We start from the raw sequence: 22,478 nt of genomic DNA, 5'->3' as shown, positions 1-22,478 counted from the left end.
GGGTTAGGGGGTTTTTAGGAGGGGGCGGAGGGCGGCCACGATGGGGGCGTCGGCGGGGAGCCAGGTGACCGAGTCCAACTCGTCGGCGGCGAGCCAGCGCAGCGCCGAGTGCTCGAGCGCCTGCGGCTGGTCGTCGCCGACCAGGCGGGCGGCGTACACCTTGAGAACCGAACGGCCGTGGGCCATCCGCACGTTGCGGCCGACCCGGTCGCCGATCTCCACGCGTACGGCCAACTCCTCGGCGCACTCCCGGATCAGCGCGTCGGTCTCGGCCTCCCCCGGCTCGACCTTCCCACCAGGGAACTCCCACATGCCGGCAACCTCCGGTGGGGCGGCACGCGCGCACGCGAGCACCCGCCCGTCCCGGATGATCGCCGCCCCGACGATCACTTTCAGGTCCCGTCGTTCGGCCTGCCCGCCGCCACTAGCCCGTTCGGTCTGCACGGGCGTCCAGGGTGCCAGATCAATCGGCGGTTTGGGTGCCGTCGCCGTCCGCTAGGCCAATAGAACACGGAAGTGTGGGCGTGGACACCTCCAGCGAGCGGCGACAAACTAGAGCACACCGACAAGACACGGGATGGCGACGATTTGGCCACAAGCCGACAACGGCGCTTGGGGGGTGCGGTCATGCGCGTGTTGTTCAACAGCCGAGCAAAGCACGATTACCTGTCCGACGCGTTGACCTTGCTATCTGGTTGGACGCGGGAGGGCGAACAGATCCGGCGCACGCTCGTGATCGACGATACCCAACACGCGGCGCTAACTGAACGGGTGAAGGTGGTCGCCGATGCGCTGCATCTGCGCCCCGAGATCAGCCGTCGGTCCGACAGCACCCAGATCCGGGTCGGGCACGGCAACGGCGAGCCGCTGACCGAGGGTGAGGTCCTGCTGGCTGCCCGCATCGAGGACGCGTACCGGGCGGTCACCGAGTCCTGACGTCCCCAGCTCAGATGAAACAGGGCGAGTTCCGCCACCGCAGGTTGGTCCAGGTCTACGACGCGGAATGCCAGTGGGGCCCCGACGACGACTTCCTTCTCGCGATCGTCGACGAGACCCCGACCGCGCGGGTCCTCGACCTCGGCTGCGGCACCGGTCGTCTGACTGTCGCTCTCGCCGCCGCCGGCCACACCGTCACCGGCATCGACCCGGCCCGCGCCTCCCTCACCGCCGCCCGTGACCGATCGTGCGCTCAGCAGGTGACCTGGATCGAGGGCACCTCGGCGCTGCTGCCGAGCCGAGCGTTCGACGTGGCAGTGCTGACCAGCCACGTCTCGCAGTTCTTCGTAGCGGACGCGGAGTGGGCGCGTACCCTCGCCGACCTGCGGCGGGCGCTCGTGCCCGGCGGTCGGCTGGTCTTCGATGCCCGCGATCCGGCGGACCGCCGCTGGGAGCGGTGGAACCCGAGGGATTCGCAACGGCGGGTCCCGCTGCGCGACGGCGGCGAGGTCCGCGCGTGGACCGAGGTCACAGGTGTACGCGACGGAGTGGTGGACTTCACCCACCACTACCACTTTGCCGACGGCGAGGATCTGCTCAGCTCGGCGACGCTCCGCTTCCGCACCGAGGGCGAGCTGCGCGAGTCCCTGACCAGGGCGGGCTTCACCGTGGACCACATTTACGGCGGTTGGCACCGCGAGCCGGTGGGCCACGGTGACGGCGAGTTCGTCGTCCTCGCCCGCGCTGCCTCGTTGGCACCGGTTTTCTAGCCTGGGACGCATGGCGAACATCGCGTACGACCGCAAAGAGCAGGTCCAGCAGATCGAGAGCGGCCTCCTCGACGGCGAGCAGATCATCGCCGTCTACGACGCCGTGGGCACCGGCACCGGGTTCATCGGGCTGACCGACCGGCGGGTGATCATCCAGGACCGCTCCTTCGTCGGGAAGCGGTTCGCGATCACCAGCATCCCGTACTCGAAGATCACCAGCGTGAGCGTGGTCAGCAACAAGTCCTGGGGTGGCTCGTTCTTCTCCACCGGTTCGATCGCCATCCACGTCGGCACGCACACCTACGAGGTGGAGTTCCGTGGTGCGCAGAAGAGCCACCACGTGCACAACGTGATCCTGCACCACATCTCCTGACCCGTCCGGCCGCCGGCGGCCAGGCACCGCCTAAATGGGTTGCCCGGCCCCGGCGGCTTCTGGTGTCGTCACTCGACAGCCGCGCGAAGGGAGCAGCCGACATGCCCAACACAACGAAGTTCCTCCGACCCGACGTCATCCACACTGAGGAATCGAGACTTCGTGAGCAGCTCAGCTCCCTGACCACGGCGCTGTCGAGCGCCACTGACACCAACCGCGGAGGCCGCTGATGTCGGTCTTCGACGATCCCGGCCTCTTCGGCCGGCTGTGGGGCGCCGACTACGACGTCGGCGACACCAACCCTGACCCGATGCCCGCCGTGGACTTCCTGGCCGACCTGGCCGACGGCGGCCCGGTCCTCGAACTGGCGATCGGCACCGGCCGCGTCGCGCTGCCGCTGGCCGAGCGCGGCCTCACCGTGCACGGCGTCGAGGCGTCCGAGGAGATGCTTGCCCAGATGCGGGCCAAGCCCGGGGGCGACCAGATCCCGGTGGTGGTCGCCGACATGGCCGACGTACCGGTGGCCGGTGAGTTCCGGCTCGCGTACCTGGTCTTCAACACGCTGTTCAACCTGGTCGACGCCGAGCGGCAGGCGGACTGCTTCCGTAACGTCGCCCGGGTGTTGTCGCCCGGCGGCGCGTTCGTCATCGAGACGTTCGTGCCGGACCCGCGCGACTTCGACGTCGACGAGCAGGTGCAGGTCCATGCCGTCACCGAGGACTCGGCGACGATCCGACTGCACCGGTACGACCGGCCGGCGCAGCGCTTCATCCGGCAGACCATCACGTTCGACGGGGACGGCGTGCACCTGAAGCCGTTCGCCATGCGGTACGCCTGGCCGCACCAGATCGACGAGATGGCGCAGCAGGCGGGGCTCCGGCTCACCGAGCGGTACGCCGACTGGCACCGGCAGCCGTTCACCGCCGACAGTCCGGCGCACATCTCGGTGTACCGCGCGGAGTAGCGACGATTGGTCGGCTCTGGTTCCGGAAGTACGGGTGCGACCCCGACCCCAAGGAGCCAGAGTCGACCTCCGTTCGGCAGTCGGGCTGCCGACAGCGGGCCGCGCCGCACCGCCACGCGATCCTAGAATCGCCTCCCTGGTTCAGATCGAATCGCCCGGCTCGCAGGCGACCGTGTCAGGGAGAGTGATGGCAGCGGAGACGCAGGGCAGCCGAGGGCGCTTCAAGATCTCCGTGTTCTTGAGCTATCCCAAGCCGTGCATGCGGGAGCAGGCCGTGTTCATCGACCGGATGTGCGCGTACCTCGACTCTCGGGGGTTTGCCCCGCGCACCCTCGGCGTCACCGACTACGACATGGACGCCCCGCTGAAGGCGATCAGGCGGCTGATGCTGGAGTCGAACGGCCTCATCACGATCGCCCTGCGGCGGACCTACATCGAGACGGGCAGCGGCAACTTCCGGACCAACCTCGCGGGCCTGAAGAGCTACCGACTGGACGACACCTGGCTGACCAGCCCCTGGTCGCACATCGAACCCGCGATGGCGTACCAGCTAGGCCTGCCGATCCTGATCCTGCGCGAGAAGGCCGTCCTTGAGGAGGGCCTGCTCCAGAAGGGCGTGGTCGGCATGTACATGCCCGAGTTCGACCTCGACGGGTCGATCGAGAACTACTTCGACTCGCCCGAGTGGAACGACCTGATCTTCAAGTGGGAGGCGCAGGTCCGGGCCGTCGTGGACCGCAAGGGCCTGCCGCCACAGCTCTACTGAGTCTCGCGTCTGCTCCGCGGTCGGCGACCGTGTCACACCCCGCGCGCACAATGCGGCGCATGTCTGAGTCTTCTCCCCAGCGACACCACGCCATCGACTACGTGGAGTTCACGGTCGACGACCTCGCCCAGGCCAAGCGCTTCTACGCCGACGCGTTCGGCTGGCAGTTCAACGACTACGGGCCGGGGTACGCCGGAATCCGGAGCCCGCACGGTGAGTCCGCACCCGAGGTGGGCGGTCTCCGTGTGGACCAGGAAGTCCGGGCAGGCGGCCCGCTCGTGCTGCTCTACTCCAGCGACCTGGACCGGTCCGTGCAGGCCGTGAAGGAGGCCGGCGGTCACGTGGTGAACGGGCCGTACGAGTTCCCGGGCGGGCGGCGTTTCCACTTCACCGACCCCAGCGGCAACGAGCTGGGCGTCTGGGCCGAGCGGTAGCCGGCCGGGCGAGACAGCTCGCTCCCGGCTCTCCGTCGTGTAGTGCCTGATCAACGGGCTGGACTGCCGCGCGGCTCACGGAGCAACCAGCTGCCTGCGGGCAGTCCACTGCCGGACATTGCTTGACCAACGCGCGACCAGCAACAGCGGACGGCACAGCTACGATCATTGCGTGGTTGCGACCAGCGGTGTCACGGACGCGGAGCGGTTACGCCGCATTGAGGCCGTAACCGACGCGACGCTGTCTCGGCTCGACGCCGCCGACCTCTTCGACGAGCTGCTCGACCGGGTCCGCGAACTGCTGAGCGTCGACACGGCCGCCATCCTGCTGCTCGACGTGCACGCCCGGCAGCTCGTGGCCACCGCCGCCAAAGGGCTGGAAGAAGAGGTCCGGCAAGCCTTCCGGGTCTCCATCGGCCGGGGCTTCGCCGGCCGGATCGCCCTGACCCGGCGGCCAGTGATCATCGAACACGTCACCGCCGAGCAGGTGGTCAACCCGGTCCTGTTGCAGGCCGGGATCAAGTCTCTGCTCGGCGTGCCGGTCCTCGCGCGCGGTGACCTCATCGGCGTCCTGCACGTCGGGACCCTCACTCCACGCCGGTTCGCCCCGGACGACGTCCGGCTGCTCGAACTCGTCGCCGACCGGATCGGCGTGGCCAACCAGGCCCGTGTGCACAGCCTGGACCAGAACGCCGCGCTGGCCCTGCAACGGAGTTTGCTCCCCACCGAGCTGCCCAAGGTGCCGAATCTGGAGATGGCCGCCCGATACGTCCCCGGTCACGTCTCCGGTGTGGGCGGCGACTGGTACGACGTCTTCCCCCTGCCATCCGGGTGGCTGGGAGTGGTCATCGGTGACGTGTCGGGGCACGGATTGCAGTCGGCCGTGGTGATGGGACGGATCCGAAGTGCGCTGCGGGCGTACGCACTGGTCTCGGACGATCCGGCGGAGGCGCTGACCCTCCTCGATCGGAAGGTCAACCACTTCGAGACCGGCAGCCTCAGCACCGCGCTGTACGCGATGATCTCCCCGGACGGCGCGACCATCAAGGTTTCCCTGGCGGGGCACCTGCGCCCCGTGATGGTTGTGCCCGGGCAACCCGCCGTCCTGCTCTCCGCCAAGGTCGACCCGCCGCTCGGCATTGGCTACCGGACACCGCAACGGCGCAGTACGGGGGCGGACTTCCCGCCCGGCGCGGTCCTGATCTGCTACACCGACGGGCTCGTCGAACGTCGTGACGAACCGATCGACATCGGCATCGCCCGCCTGATGGCTGCCGCTCCGGTCGGGCCTGCCGACACCGTCTGCGCCGCCGTCATGGCAACCCTCGACACCGAAAACCCGAACGACGACATCGCCCTGCTCGCCATCCGCCGGACAGCCACCTGAGCGACGTGCGTCGGCAGGCCGGCCACCCGCGCCGCCTGGTGTGCCGTCCCAACTGATCTGCGACACCGCTGCGCGGCGTTCCCCGTACATGATCGGATCGGGCCTCTATGGTCGGGCACGGCCAGGGGTTCCTCGGCCAGGCTTGACGGCGAAGGGAGGCCTCGTGATCGCGGCACTCAACAGGCTTGTCGACCTGGTCGAGAAGCACCTCACCGAGGAGTTCGACGTCAACGGATTGGCGAAGGCACTCGGCACGACCGAATACCACCTGCGCCGGATGTTCTCGTCGTTGGCTGGCATGCCGCTGTCGGAGTACGTGCGCCGACGGCGCATGACCGTCGCCGCTGCCGACGTCGTTCGGGGGGAGGGCGATCTGCTGAGCATCGCCGTCCGCTACGGGTACGGCTCGACCGAGGCGTTCGGACGGGCGTTCCGGGCGGTCCATGGTGCCAACCCCGGTGACGTTCGCCGCGACGGAGGTCCCCTTCGCACTCAACCGCAGCTCAGGTTCCGCCTGACCGTCGAAGGGAGTATCCCCATGGACACTCGCATCGTGGACCGCCCCGCGTTCCGGCTCGCCGGCCACGCGGCCCGGGTCCCGCTCATCCACCAGGGCGTCAACCCACACATCCAACAGCACATCGCCGCGCTGCCGCCGCAGGAGCATCTCCGGCTGAAGGCCCTCAGCGACACCGAGCCCGGAGGCCTCCTCCAGGTCAGCGACGGGCTCGACCCCGACGCCGCCGAGGGCAGCGAACTGACCTACCTGCACGGGGTCGCGCTGTCCCAGGACACGCCGGTCCCCCACGACCTCGACGCCATCGAGGTACCGGCCGGCACGTGGGCCGTCTTCCGCACCTCCGGACCCCATCCGCAGGCCCTACAGGACACCTGGGCGGCGACCGCGACCGAATGGTTCCCGTCCAACCCGTGGCGTCTGCGGCCGGGGCCCTCGATCGTCGCCATCCTCGATCGCGCGGACGACTTCAGCACCGCGACCTGCGAGCTGTGGCTACCGGTCGAACCGGCGTAACGGGTCTGCGGGGATACGCACCGAACCGGACCGGCTGCCTCCTCTCGCCCGGCGAGGAGGCGGCCGGTGCCGGGACGTGGACGCTCCGCAGCACAAGCCCTGGCGGCGGCCATCCTCAAGGGCGGACACCAACCTGAGGGCCCGGCCGACAGCAGGCCGGATTCAGACGTTGATGTCTGCCGTCGTCAGGCGGCGGTGAGGCCGCCGTCGGTCGCGAGTGCGGCTCCGGTGATGAATCGGGTCTCGTCGCTGAGCAGGAAGGCGGCGAAGGCGGCGATCTCCTCCGGCCGCCCGAGCCGTTCGGTGGCCGGCGGCCTTCCTCGGCCCGGGTGGTTGCTGTCAATGCTGCTGTCGGCGGGCCCCCGCATACGGTTCAGAAAGCCAGTTGCCCTGCGTTGAGATGCCTTGAGCAGCGAAAAGGCCAGTCAGCATTCCTTGGCACCCTAGATCAGGGTGTGAACGCGGGCACGGACATCATTTAATGCGTTTTGCTGTCGTCCCACTTCGTCAAGCATGGCTACCCTGGCGCCCTGCCTCGTCTCCCGCCATTCCGCTAGTCGTCGTCGCGCTGCCTCTTCGCTGCCTCTCCGGCTCTGCGATTGACGCGCCGCCACTGCTGTCGGTCGGAATACCGCCGCCGAGTCCCTCAGTCCGGCCCAATCGTCACCTCGTCCCAAGCAACCATCGCCAGCTCTGACCTAAGTGACTGCCCGCTCAGGACAGTCACTCAAGGTGCACGCCAACTCCGCCCCTTCAGCCCGAAGATCCACACGTGGATGACGACGTTGAGGACCGCCGGCCCCGCCATCCCCAGCATGGCCAAGGCCACGGTTGAGTATGTGTAGGGACTGACCACATAGTGCAATGACCAGGGCAACCCGAGTGCTAACAGTGGCAGGCCCGATAGAGCCAAGGCCATACTCGCGGTCGGTCCAGCGTCCGAGGAGCGTAAGGCGAAAACCTGGAACACAAATATGACCAGCAGCACGGCCACCGTGGTGACGTGCACGAGCAGCCAGCGACCAGAGGGTGCCATGCGCCCAATCTAAGCATGGGACGGAGGCAAAGAACGGCCCACGTATGGCTCGGCTTCGCCTGTTCGGTCAACTCGGAGCTGAACTCGGCAAACAACTTGTCGTCAACGGATTCCGTCGGTCACCGCTGGTGCAGCAGATCCCGTCGGCGACAGCCGAATCGATCTGCGCTAGGACGGGTGGTCGCGGCTGGATTCAATCTCGGACGCCTACCTTCGCACGCCCTCCAGGGCCTACGGGACACGTGATTGAGCGGCGGGGATCAGACGTTGAAGCGGAACTCCACCACGTCGCCGTCCTGCATGACGTACTCCTTGCCCTCGATGCGGACCTTGCCCGCCGCCTTGGCCGCCGCCATCGATCCGTGCTCGACCAGGTCGTTGAAGGAGACCACCTCGGCCTTGATGAAGCCGCGCTGGAAGTCGCTGTGGATGACGCCCGCGGCCTCCGGCGCGGTGGCGCCGACCGGGACGGTCCAGGCGCGCGCTTCCTTGGGGCCGGCGGTGAGGTACGTCTGGAGGCCGAGGGTGCGGAAGCCGACCCGGACGAGCTGGTTGAGACCGGGCTCGTTCTGCCCGATCGACTCCAGCAGCTCGCGGGCCTCCTCCTCGGGCAGGTCCACCAGCTCAGATTCGATCTTGGCGTCCATGAAGATGGCCTCGGCAGGGGCGACCAGGGCACGCAGTTCGTCGAGGAACGTCTCGTTGGCCAGCTCGGCCTCGTCGACGTTGAAGACGTACAGGAAGGGCTTGGTGGTGAGCAGGTGCAGCTCGCGCAGGTGCTCCAGCTCGATCTTGGCGGCGGCGGCCCCGGAGTAGAGGGTGGTGCCGCCGTCGAGCACCTCGATGGCCGCCTTCGCGGCGGCGACCGCGGCCAGGCGGTCCTTGCGGAGCTTGGCCTCCTTCTCCAACCGCGGCAGCGCCTTGTCGAGGGTCTGCAGGTCGGCGAGGATCAGCTCGGTGTTGATCGTCTCGATGTCGTCGGCCGGGGAGACCTTGCCGTCGACGTGCACCACGTTCGGGTCGGAGAAGGCCCGCACGACCTGGCAGATCGCCGAGGCGTCCCGGATGTTGGCCAGGAACGCGTTGCCCCGGCCCTGCCCCTTCGACGCGCCGCGCACCAGGCCGGCGATGTCGACGAACGACACCGGCGCAGGCAGCACCTTCTGCGAGGAGAAGATCTCGGCCAGCTTGCCCAGCCGCTCGTCGGGGAGCCCGACCACGCCGACGTTGGGCTCGATGGTGGCGAACGGGTAGTTCGCCGCCAGCACGTCGTTCTTGGTCAACGCGTTGAAAAGCGTGCTCTTGCCGACGTTGGGCAGGCCGACGATGCCGATGGTGAGACTCACGACGGGCCAGCTTACGCCGGTGCCAACCGGACCGGTCCAGGCGGCTCCGATTCGGCCCGGACCGCGCCAGCCGTGGTCGCGCCCTAGCGCGTCCCGGCACTGGAGTCCCGTTGCTACCCTCTTCGATGTCACGTGCGACGTTAGGGGGCGTTGTGGACCAGGTGACGGAATTCGACCGACTGTTCCAGCAGACCCGACAGGCGCTGGCGTCGATGCGGTCGACCGGTCAGGCTCCCGACGACGGCGTGAGCGCCCAGCCGGCACGGGCCAGCGGATCCGCGGCGGGCGGGCAGGTCGAGGTCGTGGCGGTCGGCCAGCGCATCGAGTCGGTGACGGTGGACCCGCGCGCCCTGCGGATGGGCGCCGAGGTGCTCGGCGAGCAGATCACCCTGGCGGTCAACGCCGCGCTCGACGACCTGCGGCTCCAGGCCGGCGAGGCGGCGGACGCGCCCACGGTGGACCCGGTGGCCCTGGGCCAGCAGCTCGACGAGTTGCAGAACGAGTCGGTACGCAGCATGGCGGCGATGACCGATGCCCTCACCGACGCGGTGCGGCGCATCCAGCAGGCAGCGAGGTGACGACATGCGCGACGACCTGCAGGTGCATCCACCCGCGCTGCGGCAGGGCGGCGGTCACCTGACGGCGGTGGCCGAGCAGCTCGCCGCGCAGTGGGAGGCGCTGCGCGCACGGACGGCCTCGATGGGCGACATCTTCGGCGACGACGACGTGGGCGGTCTGATCGGCATGTCGTACCAGGTGGCCGAGGAGATCGCGGCGGAGTGCCTCGGGTCGGTCGTCGACGGGCTGCGCGGCTTCGGTGACGGGTTGAGCCTGATGGCCGACCAGTACGACCTGGTCGAGCAGGACAACGACGCCCAGTTCACGACAATGAGCTGGTAGGCGGGTCGATGGGCATCATGCTGCCCGGCGAACTCGCCGGCCTGCTCAACGAGCTGGGCTACACCTGGCCCAAGTCGGACGAGACAAAACTGTTCGAGCTCGGCCAGATGTGGATGGAGATGGCCGACTCGCTGAACAACGCGGCGGCGGAGGGCACGGCGGCCGCGCAGCGGGTGCTGGCCGGCAACCAGGGCGACGCGCTGACCGCGTTCCAACAGCGCTGGGAGGCCAACGGCTCGGCGATCTCGGTGCTGCGGGACGGTGGCACAGGCGCGCAGATGGTGGCCGCGACGCTCTTCGTGTGCGCGCTGATCGTCCTCGCCCTGAAGATCAACGTGATCGTCCAGTTGGTCATCCTGTTGGTGCAGATCATCCAGGCGATCGCGACGGCCGCGCCGACGTTCGGTGCCTCGTTGCTGGAGATCCCGGTCTTCAAAAAGCTCACCGACATCGTCCTCAACATGCTGATCGACCAGGCCATCGGGGTGGTGCTGGGATGACCTCTCCCCTACCCGAGCTGTACATCGGCGTCGACGTGGAGGCGGACGGGCCGATCCCCGGGCCGTACAGCATGATCTCGCTGGGCATGGCCGTGGCCGGACGCCCGGATCTGACCTTCTACACCGAACTGCGTCCCATCTCCGACGAGTTCGTCCCGGCCGCGCTGGCCGTGTCGGGTCTGGACCGGGACCGCCTGCTCCGCGAAGCGCCCACCGCACAGGAGGCGATGTCCGCGGCGGCGGCCTGGGTCAACGGGCTACGCCGGATCGGCCGTCCGGTCTTCCTCGCCGCACCCGCCGTCTGGGACGGCATGTTCGTGCACTGGTACTTCGTCCGCTTCGTCGGCCACAGCCCGTTCGGTGCCACCGGCTCCGGCGTCGACCTGCGCAGCTACTGGATGGGGCTGACCGGCAGCGAGTGGGTCCAGACCCGCAAGGGCAAGATCAAGCACGAGCTGGGCCTGCACGACGTGCCGCACACCCACCATGCCGGCGAGGACGCCGCCGAGCTGGCACAGGTCTTCGACGCGGTTCTACGCCACCGACGCCTGAACGACGACGCGGTACAGCGCCGCGGGCAGTCGGACGAGCCGGCGTGACAGGGCATCGGCGGGACCTGCCGGACGGCGCCACGACGGCTGCCCGGGGCATCGTGGCGCAGGCCGCCCGGAGCATGATGCGGCGGGCCGACGACGTGGCGGGCGAAGCGGCCGAGGCGGCGACCACCCGGGCCGCCCGCCGGATTCCGCAGGGTTTCACCGAACGACAGTGGACCCGGTTCACCCGAGGTGCCCGGCAGACGCAGCGGCAGGCCGGGCTGCCCGACGGTGACCTGGTCGCCCACGGCAGCCGGGTACGCGGCACCGCCCGCCCCGACTCCGACATCGACGTGGCGCTCATCGTCGACGACAAGACCTTCTTCGACCTCGCTGAACGTTCCCTGTCCCGGGCACCGGACGGGACCCGGCTGCGCAAGACGATGCTGCGCCGGATCAACGAGAACGGTCAGCTCGCCAGCTTCGACCTGGGCACCGACTTCACCCACCTGCGGCGCGAGCTGATGGACACGCACGTACCGCACAAGGTGCAGTTCTCGGTGTTGCGCCGGGGCGGCAAGTTCGACAACGGCCCGTTCCTCCCGCTCGATTGAGCGGATCCGCATCTGGCAGGGTGGCAGACGTGCAGACGACGTTGCAGTTCCTCATCATGGTCGACGGCCCGCTGACGGCGGCGGAGCTGTTGGACCTGATCCGCACCCGGCTGCCCGACGCGGTGCCCTACCGCCGGGACTCGGTGGACGTACGCGGCAACCTGCTGGAGATCAACCCCAACGAGGACGCCGACCCGCGGCTGGCCGCCACCGACGAGGACGACTACCTCTACTTCCGGTGGCGCGTGGAGCTGACCCCGATGGACAAGGCGGTCGACGAGGGGCACCAGATCGCCCTGGCCCGGGAGCTGCTGCGGGCGATCGAGGGGCCACAGGCGCGGGCCACCGTGTGCGCCGCGTTCGAGGACCGGGTCTGACCGGCGCTCAGCCGAGCAGGCGTGGGGCGATGACCGTCTCCTGAACGCTGCCGTCCGCGGTGCGGCTGACCTCGTACGCCGAGACGCCCTCGCGGTCGGCGACCGCCTCGACCAGCCGGGTCCCCCGGTAGACCAGGCCGACCCCGTCGTCGGTGCAGTGGCTGGTCGGCAGTGTCCCGTCGCCGACCAGCTGGTGCATCAGCGGTCGCCGCTGGTCTTCGCTGTCGTAGTGCACCCCGTTGCCGTACGGCAGCCAGCCCAACCCTTCGGTGAAGCCGCGCAGTCGAAGGCCGAAGCTGTCGGTGGCGCCGCCCACATGCCAGCAGATCGAGCCGGCGGAGACTCCACCCAGCACCACGCCGGCCTGCCAGCACTCGTGCAGGATCTCGCCGAGCCCGTGCACCCGCCAGACCGCAACCAGGTTGGCGACGCTGCCACCACCAACCCAGATCACGTCCTGGGCGAGCAGGTGGGCGCGGACGTCGTCGACGTTCGGCATCGGGAACAGCGCCAGGTGCGACACGCGGAACCGGGTGTCGGCGAACGCCCCGTAGACGGCGGTCAGCGAGGTGGGCTGGTCCCCGACGGCCTGCCCCAGGTAGCAGATCCGCGGCTGCGGGCCGGCCTCGGCCAGCTCGGCCGCCAGCTTGAAGACCGGGCCGGGGCGCAGATCCATCGGCCCCCGGTCGCCCCGGCGGAAACCCATGCTGGTGGCGAGGATGGTCGGTTCGCTGGCGGGCATCGGGCGTCCCTTTCGTTGGTGCGGTGCGGCGTCCATCCTGCCGCAGCCGGCCGGTGGCCGGCTGCGCGGCGCGCGTGCGGCCAGCGCAGCGTCGGTCAGTCAGGCCGCCGTTGGCGGGGCACCCGGGCCTCGGGCCAGTGCCCCGGCGGCAGCTCGTCGAGGGGCCGGTCGGCCGGGGGCAGTTGCGCGGCGGCGGCACCGGGCAGGGTGAACCGTTCGGCGGCGCCCGGCCCGGCCCAGACCGACTCGCGCAGCATCCAGCGCACCTCGTCGGCCGTCCAGCCCAGCCCGGGCCGGGCGGCGATCTCGCGGACAAGCCGCCGGCCGGGCCGGGTGTCGTCGTCGTAGAACCGCATGCACCAGTGGTGCGTCCACATGCCGAGCGCCCGCAGGCCCGCGTCGTCGAGGGAGCGAACCAGCCGGCCGCAGGCGGTATCGGAGAACGCCTGCTCGGGGTCGGCGGCCCGGTCCCGCTCGATGGCGCCGACGGCGGCTGGCGCGACAGCGCGCATGCGGCGGTAGAAGGACTGCACGACCGCCCGGGGCAGCGGCGGGAAAGCGCCAGGTGTCGACGCCGCCGCCCTACCCGCCACGCTCGCCATCGCCGCACCCCTTCTTGAGTTGGTGGCCGGACGCTACCCGGCACGACCGACACTTTCGGGCGGAAAACAATCCGTCGATCGTGGATAGCGACGATGACCTGGGGCGTCTGTAGGGGTGACAACGAAACGGGGGTGGTGGGTGGACGAGGACGAACGAGCCCGGCTGGCCGAGTTCGTCGGCAGCCGAACTCCGGCGCTGATGCGGGTCGCGTACCTGCTGACCGGGGACCGCACCGCGGCCGAGGACCTCTTCCAGTCGGCGTTGGCGCGGGCCATCCCGAAATGGGGAACCATCCGGCACACCGATCCCGAGGGATATCTGCGCGTCGTCATGTACCGCCAGCAGATCAGCTGGTGGCGGCGCCTGCGCCGGTGGCGGGAGACGCCGCTCAACCCGGCGGACGAGCCGGTCGGCGCCGACCCGAGCGGCGGGTCGGACGTGCGGTTGGCGATGCGCGCCGCGCTGCGGCACCTGCCGCCGGCCCAACGGGCGGTCGTGGTGCTGCGCTACTACGAGGACCTGCCCGAAGCCCGGGTCGCCGAACTGTTGGGCTGTTCGGTGGGCACCGTGCGCAGCCGTACCCACCGGGCGGTCACCCGACTGCGGGAACTCCTGCCGGAGATCGAACTGCTGGAGGTACGGCGATGACCGACTCCTTCGAGCACCTCATCCGCTCCACCCTCACCGACCTGGCCGAGGAGGCACCGATCGTGCATGACCTGTTGAGCCGAGCGGAACGGCGGGTGCGCCGCCGGCGTCGAGCCACTGTGACGTTGGGTGCGGTGGGCACCGTGGCCGCCATCCTGATCGCGGCACCCATCGCCCTCGCCGCTACCGGCTCGGACCAGCCCAGACCGGCCGTGCCCAGCCCAGCCGGCCCGGCGGCGGTGCCCAACCCGGCCGACCCGGCCGCCGTACCCGGACCGCCCGGCGTGCCGGCGCGACCGACCGTCGAACCCACCGTCGTTCCCGGGCCGCCCGGCGTGCCGAGCCCGGCCCAGCTGACCGTCGAGCCGAGCCCGCTAGGACCGCCCGGCGTGCCGGGCGGCGGACCGGTCGGCGCGCCGGGCGCACCCCCGCCGGGACTTCCGGCGGTCAGCCCGAGCCCGCTCGGACCTGCGGGGCAACCGGCCCGGTGAGTTGATCAGATCCGGTCAGGCCGGGCGGCTTCTCCGCTCGGCCTGGCCGGCCGGGCCGCCGTCGTCGGCCGGGTGGCCGTCGCGCCTCCGGTGACTCCAGTCGACCAGCGGCTGGAGCAGCAGCATCAACTCCCGGCCGTCCCGGGTCGGGGCGTAGAGGATCTGCACCGGCGACGTCGGAACGACAGTGCGCTCGATCAACCCGTCGGCCTCCAGCTCCCTGAGCCGCTGGGCGAGCAGCCGATCGGAGATCCCGGTCACCCCCGCCCGGTACTCCCCGAAACGACGTGCGCCGCGCATGGCGGCGAGCAGGATGGCTCCGGTCCACCGCCGACCGACCAACTCGAGCGCGTCCTGGAAGGTGCGGCAGCTGGAGTCGTCGATTCCCTGGTAACGCCGCAGAGCGGCGGCCTGCGCCTCGCTGGTCACTTACTGAAGATTAGTAGCTAACCCTCAGTTTGCCAAGGCCGCTGCCGCCGCCCACTCTTGACCCATGACCGATTACGGACAGCCGATCACCATCGGCGTGAGCCTCGATCCGTCTGCGGACAAACTGGGCGAGACACGACACCCGACCCGGGCGGCCGCGGGCGGACGGGCAGCGGTCCGTGAACAGAGGGGGCAGCGATGACCAACACCCTGGCCCGGGTGCCCGACTCGCTGACCGGGCAGATCGTCACCCCCGGCGACCGCCGGTACGCGCAACTGCGCTCGACGTACACCACGCCGGCTTCGCCGGCCGCCGTCCTCCTGCCGAAGAGCACCGCGCAGGTGGTCGACGCGATCCGCTACGCGCGGGAGCAGCGGCTGCCGATCGCCGTCCGCAGCGGCGGGCACGGGCTCTCCGGGGCGTCCTCGAACAACGGTGGGCTGGTCATCGACCTGTCGATGCTCAACCGCGTGCGGGTGCTCGACGAACGGTCCGGCCTGGTCCGGATCGAGGCCGGCGCCCGCTGGGCGAACGTCGCGACGGCGCTGGCCCCGTACGGCCTGGTGGTCAGCTCGGGCGACCACGGCAACGTCGGCGTCGGCGGCCTGGCCACCGGCGGCGGCGTCGGCTGGTTGGTGCGCTCCTACGGCCTCACCATCGACCGTGTCCGCGCGGTGGAGGTGGTGCTCGCGGACGGGACGCTGGTCCGCGCGGACGCGGAGCACGAGCCGGAGCTGTTCTGGCTCGTCCGGGGCGCGGGCGCGGGGGCGGGCATCGTGGTGGCGTTCGAGATCGAGGCCGCCGAGCAGCGCAACGTCGGGGTGACGCAACTCGTCGTCGAGGCGCACCCGGACGGCCGCACCCTTCGGGAGTGGTCGAGCTACCTGGCACAGGCTCCCCGGGAGTTGTCCGCTGCGGCCGTGGTGTTCGCGGAGGGACGCTCGACCCTCATGTCTGTCACCGCCGTGGCGGCCACCGAGAGTCTGCGCCGCGCCCGGCCGCTGGTGGAGCCGCTGCTGGCCATCGGAAAGGTGCTCGAACACCGCACCGACCTGCTGCCCTACCCGGCCCTGGTGCCGACCGCGCACCTGCACCCGAACGTCGGGCAGCAGCGCAGCACGACGACCAACGGCCTGTTCACCGAGCTGAACGACGCCGGCGCACGGGCCGTGATGCGTGCGGTGACCGGGCCGGGTCGAGCGGTGATCCAACTGCGCTCGGTCGGCGGGGCGGTCAACGACGTCGCCCCGGACGCGACCGCTTACCGCCACCGGCACCAGAACACCCTGGTCGTCGCCTCGGTGTTCCCGCCCCAGGGCGGCGCGGCCTTGGACGCCGCCTGGCGGGGCGTCGCCGCGCACGTCGACGGCGAGTACCTCAACTTCGAGAGCCGACCGGACACGGCTGCGTTCGCCCGGATCTACCCGGGCGAGACCGGCGTCCGGGTGCGGCGGCTGTGGAAGCGGTACGACCCGGACGGCGTCTTCCGGCCAGCCCTGCTGACCGCCGCCAGCCCGGCCCGATCCGGCCAGTCGGCCCGATCCGGCCAGTCGGCCCGGTCCGGCCGGTCCGGCCAGCCCCACCGACGCCGCCGCTGAACACTGGCCGGACCGGGGCCCGGTCCGGCCGGTGGGACCTCCGACGCCGCCGGTGGCGCCCCCGCCGGCAGCGGGCAGGCGGGCCGTGCGCCGCCGCGCACGCCCAGGTCCGATTCCCGCCAGCCGGCGGCCATCCGGGCGGGGCATCATCGGTGACGTGGAGATGGACTTCGAGCGGTGCTACCGGGCTGTGGACAGCCGTGACCAGCGGTTCGACGGCTGGTTCTACACCGGCGTGACGTCCACCGGGATCTACTGCAGGCCGTCCTGCCCGGCGACCACCCCGAAGCGACAGAACGTCCGGTTCTTCCCGTCCGCCGCCGCCGCGCAGGGCGCAGGTCTGCGCGCCTGCCGCCGCTGCCGGCCGGACGCCGCACCCGGCTCGCCGGAGTGGGACGCTCGCGCCGACGTGGTCGGTCGGGCGATGCGGCTGATCGCCGACGGGGTTGTCGACCGGGACGGCGTACCCGGACTGGCTGCCCGCCTCGGCTACACCGAGCGGCACCTGCACCGGATGCTGCACACCGAGATGGGCGCCGGGCCGCTCGCGCTGGCCCGGGCCCAGCGGGCGCAGACCGCCCGGATCCTGATCGAGACGACCGACCTGGGGATGGCCGAGATCGCGTTCGCCGCGGGCTTCGGCAGCGTGCGGCAGTTCAACGACACGGTCCGCGAGGTGTACGCGAGCGCACCGTCGGAACTGCGCACGGCCCGTGGCCGACCCGAGGCGACGGCCGGGGCGGGAACGATCACGCTCCGGCTGGCGTACCGACCGCCGTTGCACGCCGGGGCGCTGCTGGACTTCCTCGCGGTACGGGCCCTGCCCGGGGTGGACGAGGTCCGTGACGGGACGTACCACCGGGGTCTGCGGTTGCCGCACGGCACCGGCCAGGTGGCGCTGACCCCGGCGGACGGGTACGTGGCGGCGACGCTGCGCCTGACCGACCTGCGTGACCTGGCGCCGGCGGTGGCCCGCTGTCGTCGCCTGCTCGACCTGGACGCGGACCCGACCGCCGTCGACGGCACACTCGCGGCGGACCCAGCGCTGGCCCCGGTGGTGGCGGCAGAGCCAGGAATCCGTCTGCCCCGCGCGGTAGACGGCTTCGAGATGGCGGTAAGAGCCATCGTCGGCCAACAGATCTCGGTCACCGCAGCCCAAAAAACCCTCACGCGCCTCCTGACCGCCCACGACCGCGTTGATCATGAAGTTGTTGCCACTGACACCGGCGCGTCGGGACAACAACTTCATGATCAACGGGGCGACGGCGACGGGGGGCGGGGGACTGGGGCGGGGGACGGGGTGGGGGGGCTTCGGGGGTTTTTGGGCGCTGGGGATCTTTTGGGCTTGCCGGACTCGGGGTTTGGGATGCCGGCGGCGCGGCGGGAGACCTTGCGGGGGTTGGCGCGGGCTGTCACCGACGGGACGCTCGACCTGGCGCCGGGAGTGGATCGAGAGGACACCGTGCGGCGGCTGCTCGCCTTGCCCGGCGTCGGCCCGTGGACCGCCAAGTACCTCGCCCTGCGCGCCCTCGGCGACCCGGACGTCCTGCTCGACACCGACCTCGCGGTCCGGCGCGGCGCGGTCGCCCTCGGCCTGCCCGACACCACCCTCCACGCGCACGCCGAACGCTGGCGGCCCTGGCGGTCCTACGCCACGATCAGACTCTGGAGAGCGGCATGAGCATCGACAGCACCGTAATGACCACCCCGACCGGCCCGCTGAGCATCCTCGCCGGCCCGGACGGCGACGTCCTCGCGGCCGGCTTCACCCCGGACCCGGCGGCCCTGCTGCCCCTGATCCACCCGACGCTGCGCGCACCGCTGCGGCAGCGCGCCGACCTGGGGCTCGCCTCCGCTGCGGTCCGGTCCTACCTGGACGGTGATCTCGCCGCCATCGACGCGGTTCCCGTGCGGCAGCACACCGGCGGCGTGTTCATGGCGCACGCCTGGCAGGTGCTGCGCGAGGTTCCGGCCGGCACCCCGGTCACCTACACCGGGTACGCGGCGCTGGCCGGTCGGCCACCGGCGGTGCGGGCCGCCGCGGCTGCCTGCGCCCGCAACGCGGCGGCGCTGTTCGTCCCCTGCCACCGGGTCCTGCGGACCGACGGCACGCTCGGTGGCTACCGCTGGGGGCTGGACGTGAAGACGTGGCTTCTCGGTCATGAGCGCCGGTTGACAACAAGCTGACAGAAGCATCGCCATCCATTGACGCTACCGTCGGGTAGTGCCTGTGGAGAGCGACGGCGACCCGGCCCCCCACCCCGTGCACAACCTCTGGCGGCTGCGCCGCTACCTGCGCCCGTACGCCGCCGAATTCGTCTGGCTGCTGGTCGCGGGGCTCGCCGGCACGGCCGCCAGCATCGCCGTACCCCTGGTGGTGCAGCGGGTGGTGGACGGGCCGGTGGCCCGGCACGAACCCACCGGTCTGCTCCAACTCGGCGGCCTGGCGCTGCTGCTCGGCGTGGTCGAGGCGGTGCTCATCTTCATCCGCCGCTGGGTGCAGTCGTCCTCGGCGGTGGGCATGGAGGCGGCCCTGCGCGCCGACGTCTACGCCCACCTGCAACGGCTGCCGGCCAGCTTCCACGACCGCTGGCAGTCCGGCCAACTGCTCTCGCGGATCACCAGCGACCTGTCGGTGATCCGCCGGTTCCTGTCGTTCGGCGTCTTCTTCCTGGTGCTCAACCTGGTCACCTACGTGGTCGTGGTAGTGCTGCTGATCCGGCTGCACGCGGCGCTCGGGCTGCTGGTCGCGGCCAGCGCGGTGCCGCTGCTGCTGATCACCCGACGGTTCGGTCGGCACTACCACACCGCGTCCCGCCGGATGCAGGACCAGCAGGGCGACGTGGCGACGATGGTCGAGGAGACCGCGCAGGGCCTGCGCACCATGAAGGCGTACGGTCGGGGGCCCGAACTGGCCGCCCGCTTCGCCGGTGGCGCCCGGACACTGCACGACACCGGCGTCGGCAAGGGCCGGCTGCTGGCGAACACCGCGGCGCTGCTCGACCTGGTGCCCAACGTGACGCTGGGCGTGGTGCTGGTGGCCGGGGCGGCGGCCGCCGCGCGGGGTGTGCTCACCATCGGCGAGCTGGTCGCGTTCGCCAGCCTGCAACTGATGCTCATCTGGCCGGTGCAGTCGCTGGGCTGGATCATCGCCAACGGCCAGGAGGCGGCGACCGCCGCCGACCGGATCCAGGAGGTGCTGGACACCCCGCCCCAGATCGTGGACAACCCCGGGGCGCTCGCCCTGGCGCGGGACGCGGTGCACGGGAGGCTCCGCTTCGAGCGCGTCGCCTTCCGCTACCCGGGCACCGCCGCGCCGGTGCTGCGCGAGATCGACCTGACCATCGAGCCGGGCGAGACGCTGGCCCTGGTCGGCGCCACCGGCTGCGGCAAGAGCACGTTGCTCTCCCTCGTGCCCCGGCTGCACGAGGTGACCGGCGGCCGGATCACCCTGGACGGGCACGACCTGCGCGACCTTCGGCTGGACTCGCTGCGTCGACTGGTCGGGGTGGCGTTCGAGGAACCCACGCTCTTCTCCATGTCGGTGCGGGAGAACCTCACCCTGGGCCGCCCGGACGCCGACGACGACGAGGTCCGCGCGGCCCTCGCGCTCGCCCAGGCCGATTTCGCGTACGACCTGCCGTGGGGCCTGTCCACCCGTGTGGGCGAGCAGGGGCTGTCGCTCTCCGGGGGTCAGCGCCAGCGGCTGGCGCTCGCCCGGGCGGTGCTCGGCCGGCCGGCGCTGCTGGTGCTCGACGATCCGCTGTCCGCCCTGGACGTACACACCGAGGCGCTGGTCGAGGCGGCGCTGCGGCAGGTTCTGCGCAACAGCACCGCGCTGCTGGTGGTGCACCGGCCCTCGACGATCTCGCTGGCTGACCGGGTCGCCCTGCTCGACGGCGGGCGGATCGCCGCGATCGGCCGGCATTCCGAGCTGCTGGCCACCGTGCCCGCGTACCGGGCGCTGCTCGCCGCCGAGCCGCCACCGAGGCGACCGCCACCAACCGGAGCCACCGGCCCGCGCCCGTTCCCCTCGGACGGGTGGGGGTTGGTGCACTCGTGACCGTGCCGAGGCAGGCCGACCCCCCGCCGGAGGAAGAACCGGAGCTGACCCGCTGGCGCGGCACGGCCACCGACCCGGAGGCCGACCGGAGCCGGGCCGAGGAGACCACCCCCGAGGCCATGGCCCGACTGCGCCGGCACAGCCGGATCCTCCTGGCCGATTTGCTCCGACCGCACCGACGACGACTCGCCGGCGCGGTCGGCCTGCTGCTGGCCCAGAACGCCGCCGCGATGGCCGGGCCGTACCTGGTCATGGTCGGCATCGACCGGGGCATCGCGCCGCTGCGGGCCGGTGACGCCGGCCCGCTCGCCGCCGTCGCCGGGGCGTTCGCCGTCGCCGCGGTGACCGAGTACGTGGCCCGCCGCGGGTTCCTCGCCCTCTCCGCCCGGATCGGCCAGGCCGTCCTGCTGGACCTGCGGCAGCGGGTGTTCGGGCACTTCCTGCGACTGTCCGTGGGCTTTCACGAGCGCTACACCTCCGGCCGGATGGTCTCCCGGCTCACCAGTGACCTGGACTCGATCGCCGAACTGGTCGACGGCGGGATCGACAGCCTCGTGCTGGCCGCGCTGTCGATCCTGTCGGTGGCCGCCATCCTGCTCTGGCTGGACCTGCCGCTGGCCGCGGTGACGCTGCTCGCGTTCCCGTTCCTGTTCCTGCTCTCCCGCTGGTTCGCGCGGGCGTCGGCCGGCGCGTACCGGCGGACCCGGGAAGCCGTCGCGCTGGTCATCGTGCACTTCGTCGAGTCGATGCGGGGTATCCGCGCGGTGCAGACGTTCCGCCGGGAGCCGCGCAACCAGCGGATCTTCGTGGCGCTCGGCGACGACTACCGACGTACCAGCCTGCACGCGTTCCGCCTGATCGCCACGTACTCCCCCGCGATCAAGCTGATCGGCAACGTCACGATCGCGGTGGTGCTCTGCTACGGCGGCTGGCGGGTCCTCGACGGGCGGACCGAGGTTGGCGTGCTCGCCGCGTTCCTGCTCTACCTGCGCCGCTTCTTCGAGCCGATGCAGGAGTTGAGCCAGTTCTACAACTCGCTACAGTCGGCCACCGCCGCGCTGGAGAAGCTGGCCGGGGTGCTCGACGAGCGGCCCGGCGTCGCCGAGCCCACCCGACCGGTGCCGCTGCCGACCGGCCCCGGCCGCGGTGAGCTGGCCTTCCGGGATGTCTCGTTCGGCTACCGCGCCGACACCCCCATCCTCGCCGGGCTGGAGCTGACCGTGCCGGCCGGGCAGACCGTGGCGCTGATCGGGCCGACCGGCGCGGGCAAGTCCACCATCGCCAAGCTGGTCGCCCGTTTCCACGACCCGGACACCGGCACGGTCCTGCTCGACGGGGTCGACCTGCGCGACGTCAGCGACGTCGACCTGCGCCGCGCGGTGGTGCTGGTGACCCAGGAGAACCACCTGTTCAGCGGCACCGTGGCCGAGAACATCCGGTTCGGTCGGCCGGGCGCGGACGACGCCGCGGTGCAGGCTGCCGCGCGGGCGATCGGCGCGCACGACTTCATCGCCGCGCTGCCCGACGGGTACGCCACGCAGGTGCACCGGCGCGGCGGTCGGCTCTCCGCCGGGCAGCGGCAGCTCGTCGCGTTCGCCCGGGCGTTCCTGGCCGACCCGACCGTGCTGATCCTGGACGAGGCGACGTCCTCGTTGGACGTGCCGACCGAACGGCTGGTGCAGCGGGCACTCAGCACCATCCTGCGGGACCGGACCGCCCTGGTGATCGCGCACCGACTCTCCACGGTGGAGACCGCCGACCGGGTGCTCGTCCTCGACGGTGGGCGGGTCGTCGAGGACGGCCCGCCCGCCGTGCTGGCCGAGGCCGACGGCCGGTACGCGGCCCTGCACCGGCAGTGGCGCGACTCGCTGGTCTGAACCAGCGATGCGCAACTACGTGGCCCGGCACCCCGGCGGTGCCTACGATCGCAG

The 22,478-nt window shown here is 71.1% G+C and carries 27 protein-coding genes; 21 read left to right on the top strand and 6 right to left on the bottom strand.

The features are described from left to right. Window positions 1–3: 3 nt before the first annotated feature. Complete coding sequence (locus ABZ780_RS15620; protein ID WP_357007259.1) at window positions 4–444, bottom strand: (deoxy)nucleoside triphosphate pyrophosphohydrolase; 441 nt, start codon at window positions 442–444, stop codon at window positions 4–6. Window positions 445–627: 183 nt separating this feature from the next. Here ABZ780_RS15620 and ABZ780_RS15615 point away from each other — a divergent pair, with 183 nt between their 5' ends. From ABZ780_RS15615 to ABZ780_RS15580, 8 genes are all read left to right on the top strand, one after another. Then, on the top strand, window positions 628–936 hold the full coding sequence (locus ABZ780_RS15615) for a 4a-hydroxytetrahydrobiopterin dehydratase (RefSeq protein ID WP_053660437.1): 309 nt from the start codon (window positions 628–630) through the stop codon (window positions 934–936). A 14-nt stretch (window positions 937–950) separates the two neighbouring features. Next, complete coding sequence (locus ABZ780_RS15610; RefSeq protein WP_357007257.1) at window positions 951–1,706, top strand: class I SAM-dependent methyltransferase; 756 nt, start codon at window positions 951–953, stop codon at window positions 1,704–1,706. A 10-nt stretch (window positions 1,707–1,716) separates the two neighbouring features. After that, window positions 1,717–2,079 (top strand): PH domain-containing protein, encoded by a 363-nt coding sequence (locus ABZ780_RS15605; protein WP_282256748.1) that lies wholly within the window; start codon window positions 1,717–1,719, stop codon window positions 2,077–2,079. Between the two features lie 229 nt (window positions 2,080–2,308). Continuing rightward, window positions 2,309–3,043: a class I SAM-dependent methyltransferase gene (locus ABZ780_RS15600; protein ID WP_357007255.1), complete on the top strand. Its 735-nt coding sequence runs from the start codon at window positions 2,309–2,311 to the stop codon at window positions 3,041–3,043. Between the two features lie 187 nt (window positions 3,044–3,230). Continuing rightward, window positions 3,231–3,809, top strand: a complete 579-nt coding sequence (locus ABZ780_RS15595) for a hypothetical protein (protein ID WP_357007252.1) — start codon at window positions 3,231–3,233, stop codon at window positions 3,807–3,809. A gap of 59 nt (window positions 3,810–3,868) precedes the next feature. Then, window positions 3,869–4,243 carry a VOC family protein gene (locus ABZ780_RS15590; RefSeq protein WP_357007250.1) on the top strand — a complete coding sequence of 125 codons (375 nt, stop codon included), beginning with the start codon at window positions 3,869–3,871 and terminating at the stop codon, window positions 4,241–4,243. Window positions 4,244–4,415: 172 nt separating this feature from the next. After that, window positions 4,416–5,630: a GAF domain-containing SpoIIE family protein phosphatase gene (locus tag ABZ780_RS15585; RefSeq protein WP_357007248.1), complete on the top strand. Its 1,215-nt coding sequence runs from the start codon at window positions 4,416–4,418 to the stop codon at window positions 5,628–5,630. A gap of 163 nt (window positions 5,631–5,793) precedes the next feature. Continuing rightward, window positions 5,794–6,663 (top strand): AraC family transcriptional regulator, encoded by an 870-nt coding sequence (locus ABZ780_RS15580; protein ID WP_357007246.1) that lies wholly within the window; start codon window positions 5,794–5,796, stop codon window positions 6,661–6,663. Window positions 6,664–6,848: 185 nt separating this feature from the next. Here the strand turns inward: ABZ780_RS15580 and ABZ780_RS15575 are convergent, their stop codons facing one another. Both ABZ780_RS15575 and ychF read right to left on the bottom strand, forming a co-directional pair. Then, window positions 6,849–7,031 carry an SDR family oxidoreductase gene (locus tag ABZ780_RS15575; RefSeq protein ID WP_357007244.1) on the bottom strand — a complete coding sequence of 61 codons (183 nt, stop codon included), beginning with the start codon at window positions 7,029–7,031 and terminating at the stop codon, window positions 6,849–6,851. A 928-nt stretch (window positions 7,032–7,959) separates the two neighbouring features. After that, window positions 7,960–9,045, bottom strand: a complete 1,086-nt coding sequence (gene ychF / locus ABZ780_RS15570; protein WP_357007242.1) for a redox-regulated ATPase YchF — start codon at window positions 9,043–9,045, stop codon at window positions 7,960–7,962. 161 nt (window positions 9,046–9,206) lie between these two features. Here ychF and ABZ780_RS15565 point away from each other — a divergent pair, with 161 nt between their 5' ends. Genes ABZ780_RS15565 through ABZ780_RS15540 form a run of 6 tightly spaced genes read left to right on the top strand, consistent with a single transcriptional unit; the run spans window position 9,207 to window position 11,972 of the window. Beyond that, window positions 9,207–9,623 carry a YbaB/EbfC family nucleoid-associated protein gene (locus tag ABZ780_RS15565; protein ID WP_357007240.1) on the top strand — a complete coding sequence of 139 codons (417 nt, stop codon included), beginning with the start codon at window positions 9,207–9,209 and terminating at the stop codon, window positions 9,621–9,623. Window positions 9,624–9,627: 4 nt separating this feature from the next. Next, on the top strand, window positions 9,628–9,945 hold the full coding sequence (locus tag ABZ780_RS15560; protein WP_357007238.1) for a hypothetical protein: 318 nt from the start codon (window positions 9,628–9,630) through the stop codon (window positions 9,943–9,945). Between the two features lie 8 nt (window positions 9,946–9,953). Further along, on the top strand, window positions 9,954–10,445 hold the full coding sequence (locus ABZ780_RS15555) for a hypothetical protein (protein WP_357007236.1): 492 nt from the start codon (window positions 9,954–9,956) through the stop codon (window positions 10,443–10,445). Further along, on the top strand, window positions 10,442–11,044 hold the full coding sequence (locus ABZ780_RS15550) for an exonuclease (RefSeq protein ID WP_357486437.1): 603 nt from the start codon (window positions 10,442–10,444) through the stop codon (window positions 11,042–11,044). Before ABZ780_RS15555 ends, ABZ780_RS15550 begins: the two co-directional genes overlap by 4 nt. Continuing rightward, a complete protein-coding gene (locus tag ABZ780_RS15545; protein WP_357007232.1) occupies window positions 11,041–11,595 on the top strand; it encodes a nucleotidyltransferase domain-containing protein in 555 nt (184 codons plus the stop codon). The genes ABZ780_RS15550 and ABZ780_RS15545 overlap by 4 nt, the downstream gene beginning before the upstream one ends. 29 nt (window positions 11,596–11,624) lie before the next feature. Continuing rightward, window positions 11,625–11,972 (top strand): hypothetical protein, encoded by a 348-nt coding sequence (locus ABZ780_RS15540; RefSeq protein WP_357007229.1) that lies wholly within the window; start codon window positions 11,625–11,627, stop codon window positions 11,970–11,972. 7 nt (window positions 11,973–11,979) lie between these two features. Here the strand turns inward: ABZ780_RS15540 and ABZ780_RS15535 are convergent, their stop codons facing one another. Beyond that, complete coding sequence (locus ABZ780_RS15535) at window positions 11,980–12,714, bottom strand: peptidase E (protein ID WP_357007225.1); 735 nt, start codon at window positions 12,712–12,714, stop codon at window positions 11,980–11,982. Window positions 12,715–12,809: 95 nt separating this feature from the next. Continuing rightward, window positions 12,810–13,316: a hypothetical protein gene (locus ABZ780_RS15530; protein WP_357007222.1), complete on the bottom strand. Its 507-nt coding sequence runs from the start codon at window positions 13,314–13,316 to the stop codon at window positions 12,810–12,812. Between the two features lie 139 nt (window positions 13,317–13,455). Between ABZ780_RS15530 and ABZ780_RS15525 the strand changes: the two genes are divergently transcribed. Both ABZ780_RS15525 and ABZ780_RS15520 read left to right on the top strand, forming a co-directional pair. Beyond that, window positions 13,456–13,965, top strand: a complete 510-nt coding sequence (locus ABZ780_RS15525; RefSeq protein ID WP_357007219.1) for a SigE family RNA polymerase sigma factor — start codon at window positions 13,456–13,458, stop codon at window positions 13,963–13,965. Continuing rightward, entirely contained in the window at window positions 13,962–14,456 is a 495-nt protein-coding gene (locus ABZ780_RS15520) for a hypothetical protein (protein ID WP_357007216.1), read from the top strand. The genes ABZ780_RS15525 and ABZ780_RS15520 overlap by 4 nt, the downstream gene beginning before the upstream one ends. 15 nt (window positions 14,457–14,471) lie before the next feature. On the opposite strand, the gene ABZ780_RS15515 is transcribed toward ABZ780_RS15520, so the two are convergent. After that, a complete protein-coding gene (locus tag ABZ780_RS15515) occupies window positions 14,472–14,885 on the bottom strand; it encodes a helix-turn-helix domain-containing protein (RefSeq protein WP_357007213.1) in 414 nt (137 codons plus the stop codon). A gap of 198 nt (window positions 14,886–15,083) precedes the next feature. Here ABZ780_RS15515 and ABZ780_RS15510 point away from each other — a divergent pair, with 198 nt between their 5' ends. The 5 genes from ABZ780_RS15510 to ABZ780_RS15490 all read left to right on the top strand — a co-directional run bounded on the left by ABZ780_RS15510 (window position 15,084) and on the right by ABZ780_RS15490 (window position 22,424). After that, window positions 15,084–16,484: an FAD-binding oxidoreductase gene (locus ABZ780_RS15510; RefSeq protein ID WP_357007210.1), complete on the top strand. Its 1,401-nt coding sequence runs from the start codon at window positions 15,084–15,086 to the stop codon at window positions 16,482–16,484. 157 nt (window positions 16,485–16,641) lie between these two features. After that, window positions 16,642–18,165 carry an AlkA N-terminal domain-containing protein gene (locus tag ABZ780_RS15505; RefSeq protein ID WP_357007207.1) on the top strand — a complete coding sequence of 508 codons (1,524 nt, stop codon included), beginning with the start codon at window positions 16,642–16,644 and terminating at the stop codon, window positions 18,163–18,165. Then, window positions 18,162–18,671, top strand: coding sequence for a methylated-DNA--[protein]-cysteine S-methyltransferase (locus ABZ780_RS15500; protein ID WP_357007204.1), 510 nt, complete (start codon window positions 18,162–18,164; stop codon window positions 18,669–18,671). The genes ABZ780_RS15505 and ABZ780_RS15500 overlap by 4 nt, the downstream gene beginning before the upstream one ends. 37 nt (window positions 18,672–18,708) lie before the next feature. Then, complete coding sequence (locus tag ABZ780_RS15495) at window positions 18,709–20,547, top strand: ABC transporter ATP-binding protein (RefSeq protein ID WP_357007201.1); 1,839 nt, start codon at window positions 18,709–18,711, stop codon at window positions 20,545–20,547. Further along, entirely contained in the window at window positions 20,544–22,424 is a 1,881-nt protein-coding gene (locus ABZ780_RS15490; RefSeq protein ID WP_357486435.1) for an ABC transporter ATP-binding protein, read from the top strand. The genes ABZ780_RS15495 and ABZ780_RS15490 overlap by 4 nt, the downstream gene beginning before the upstream one ends. The last annotated feature ends 54 nt before the right edge of the window (window positions 22,425–22,478 follow it).

Source organism: Micromonospora sp. NPDC047467 (assembly GCF_040643095.1).
Lineage (GTDB): Bacteria > Actinomycetota > Actinomycetes > Mycobacteriales > Micromonosporaceae > Micromonospora.
Note: the sequence above shows the minus strand (reverse complement) of the source record. Positions and strands in the feature narration are given on the sequence as shown.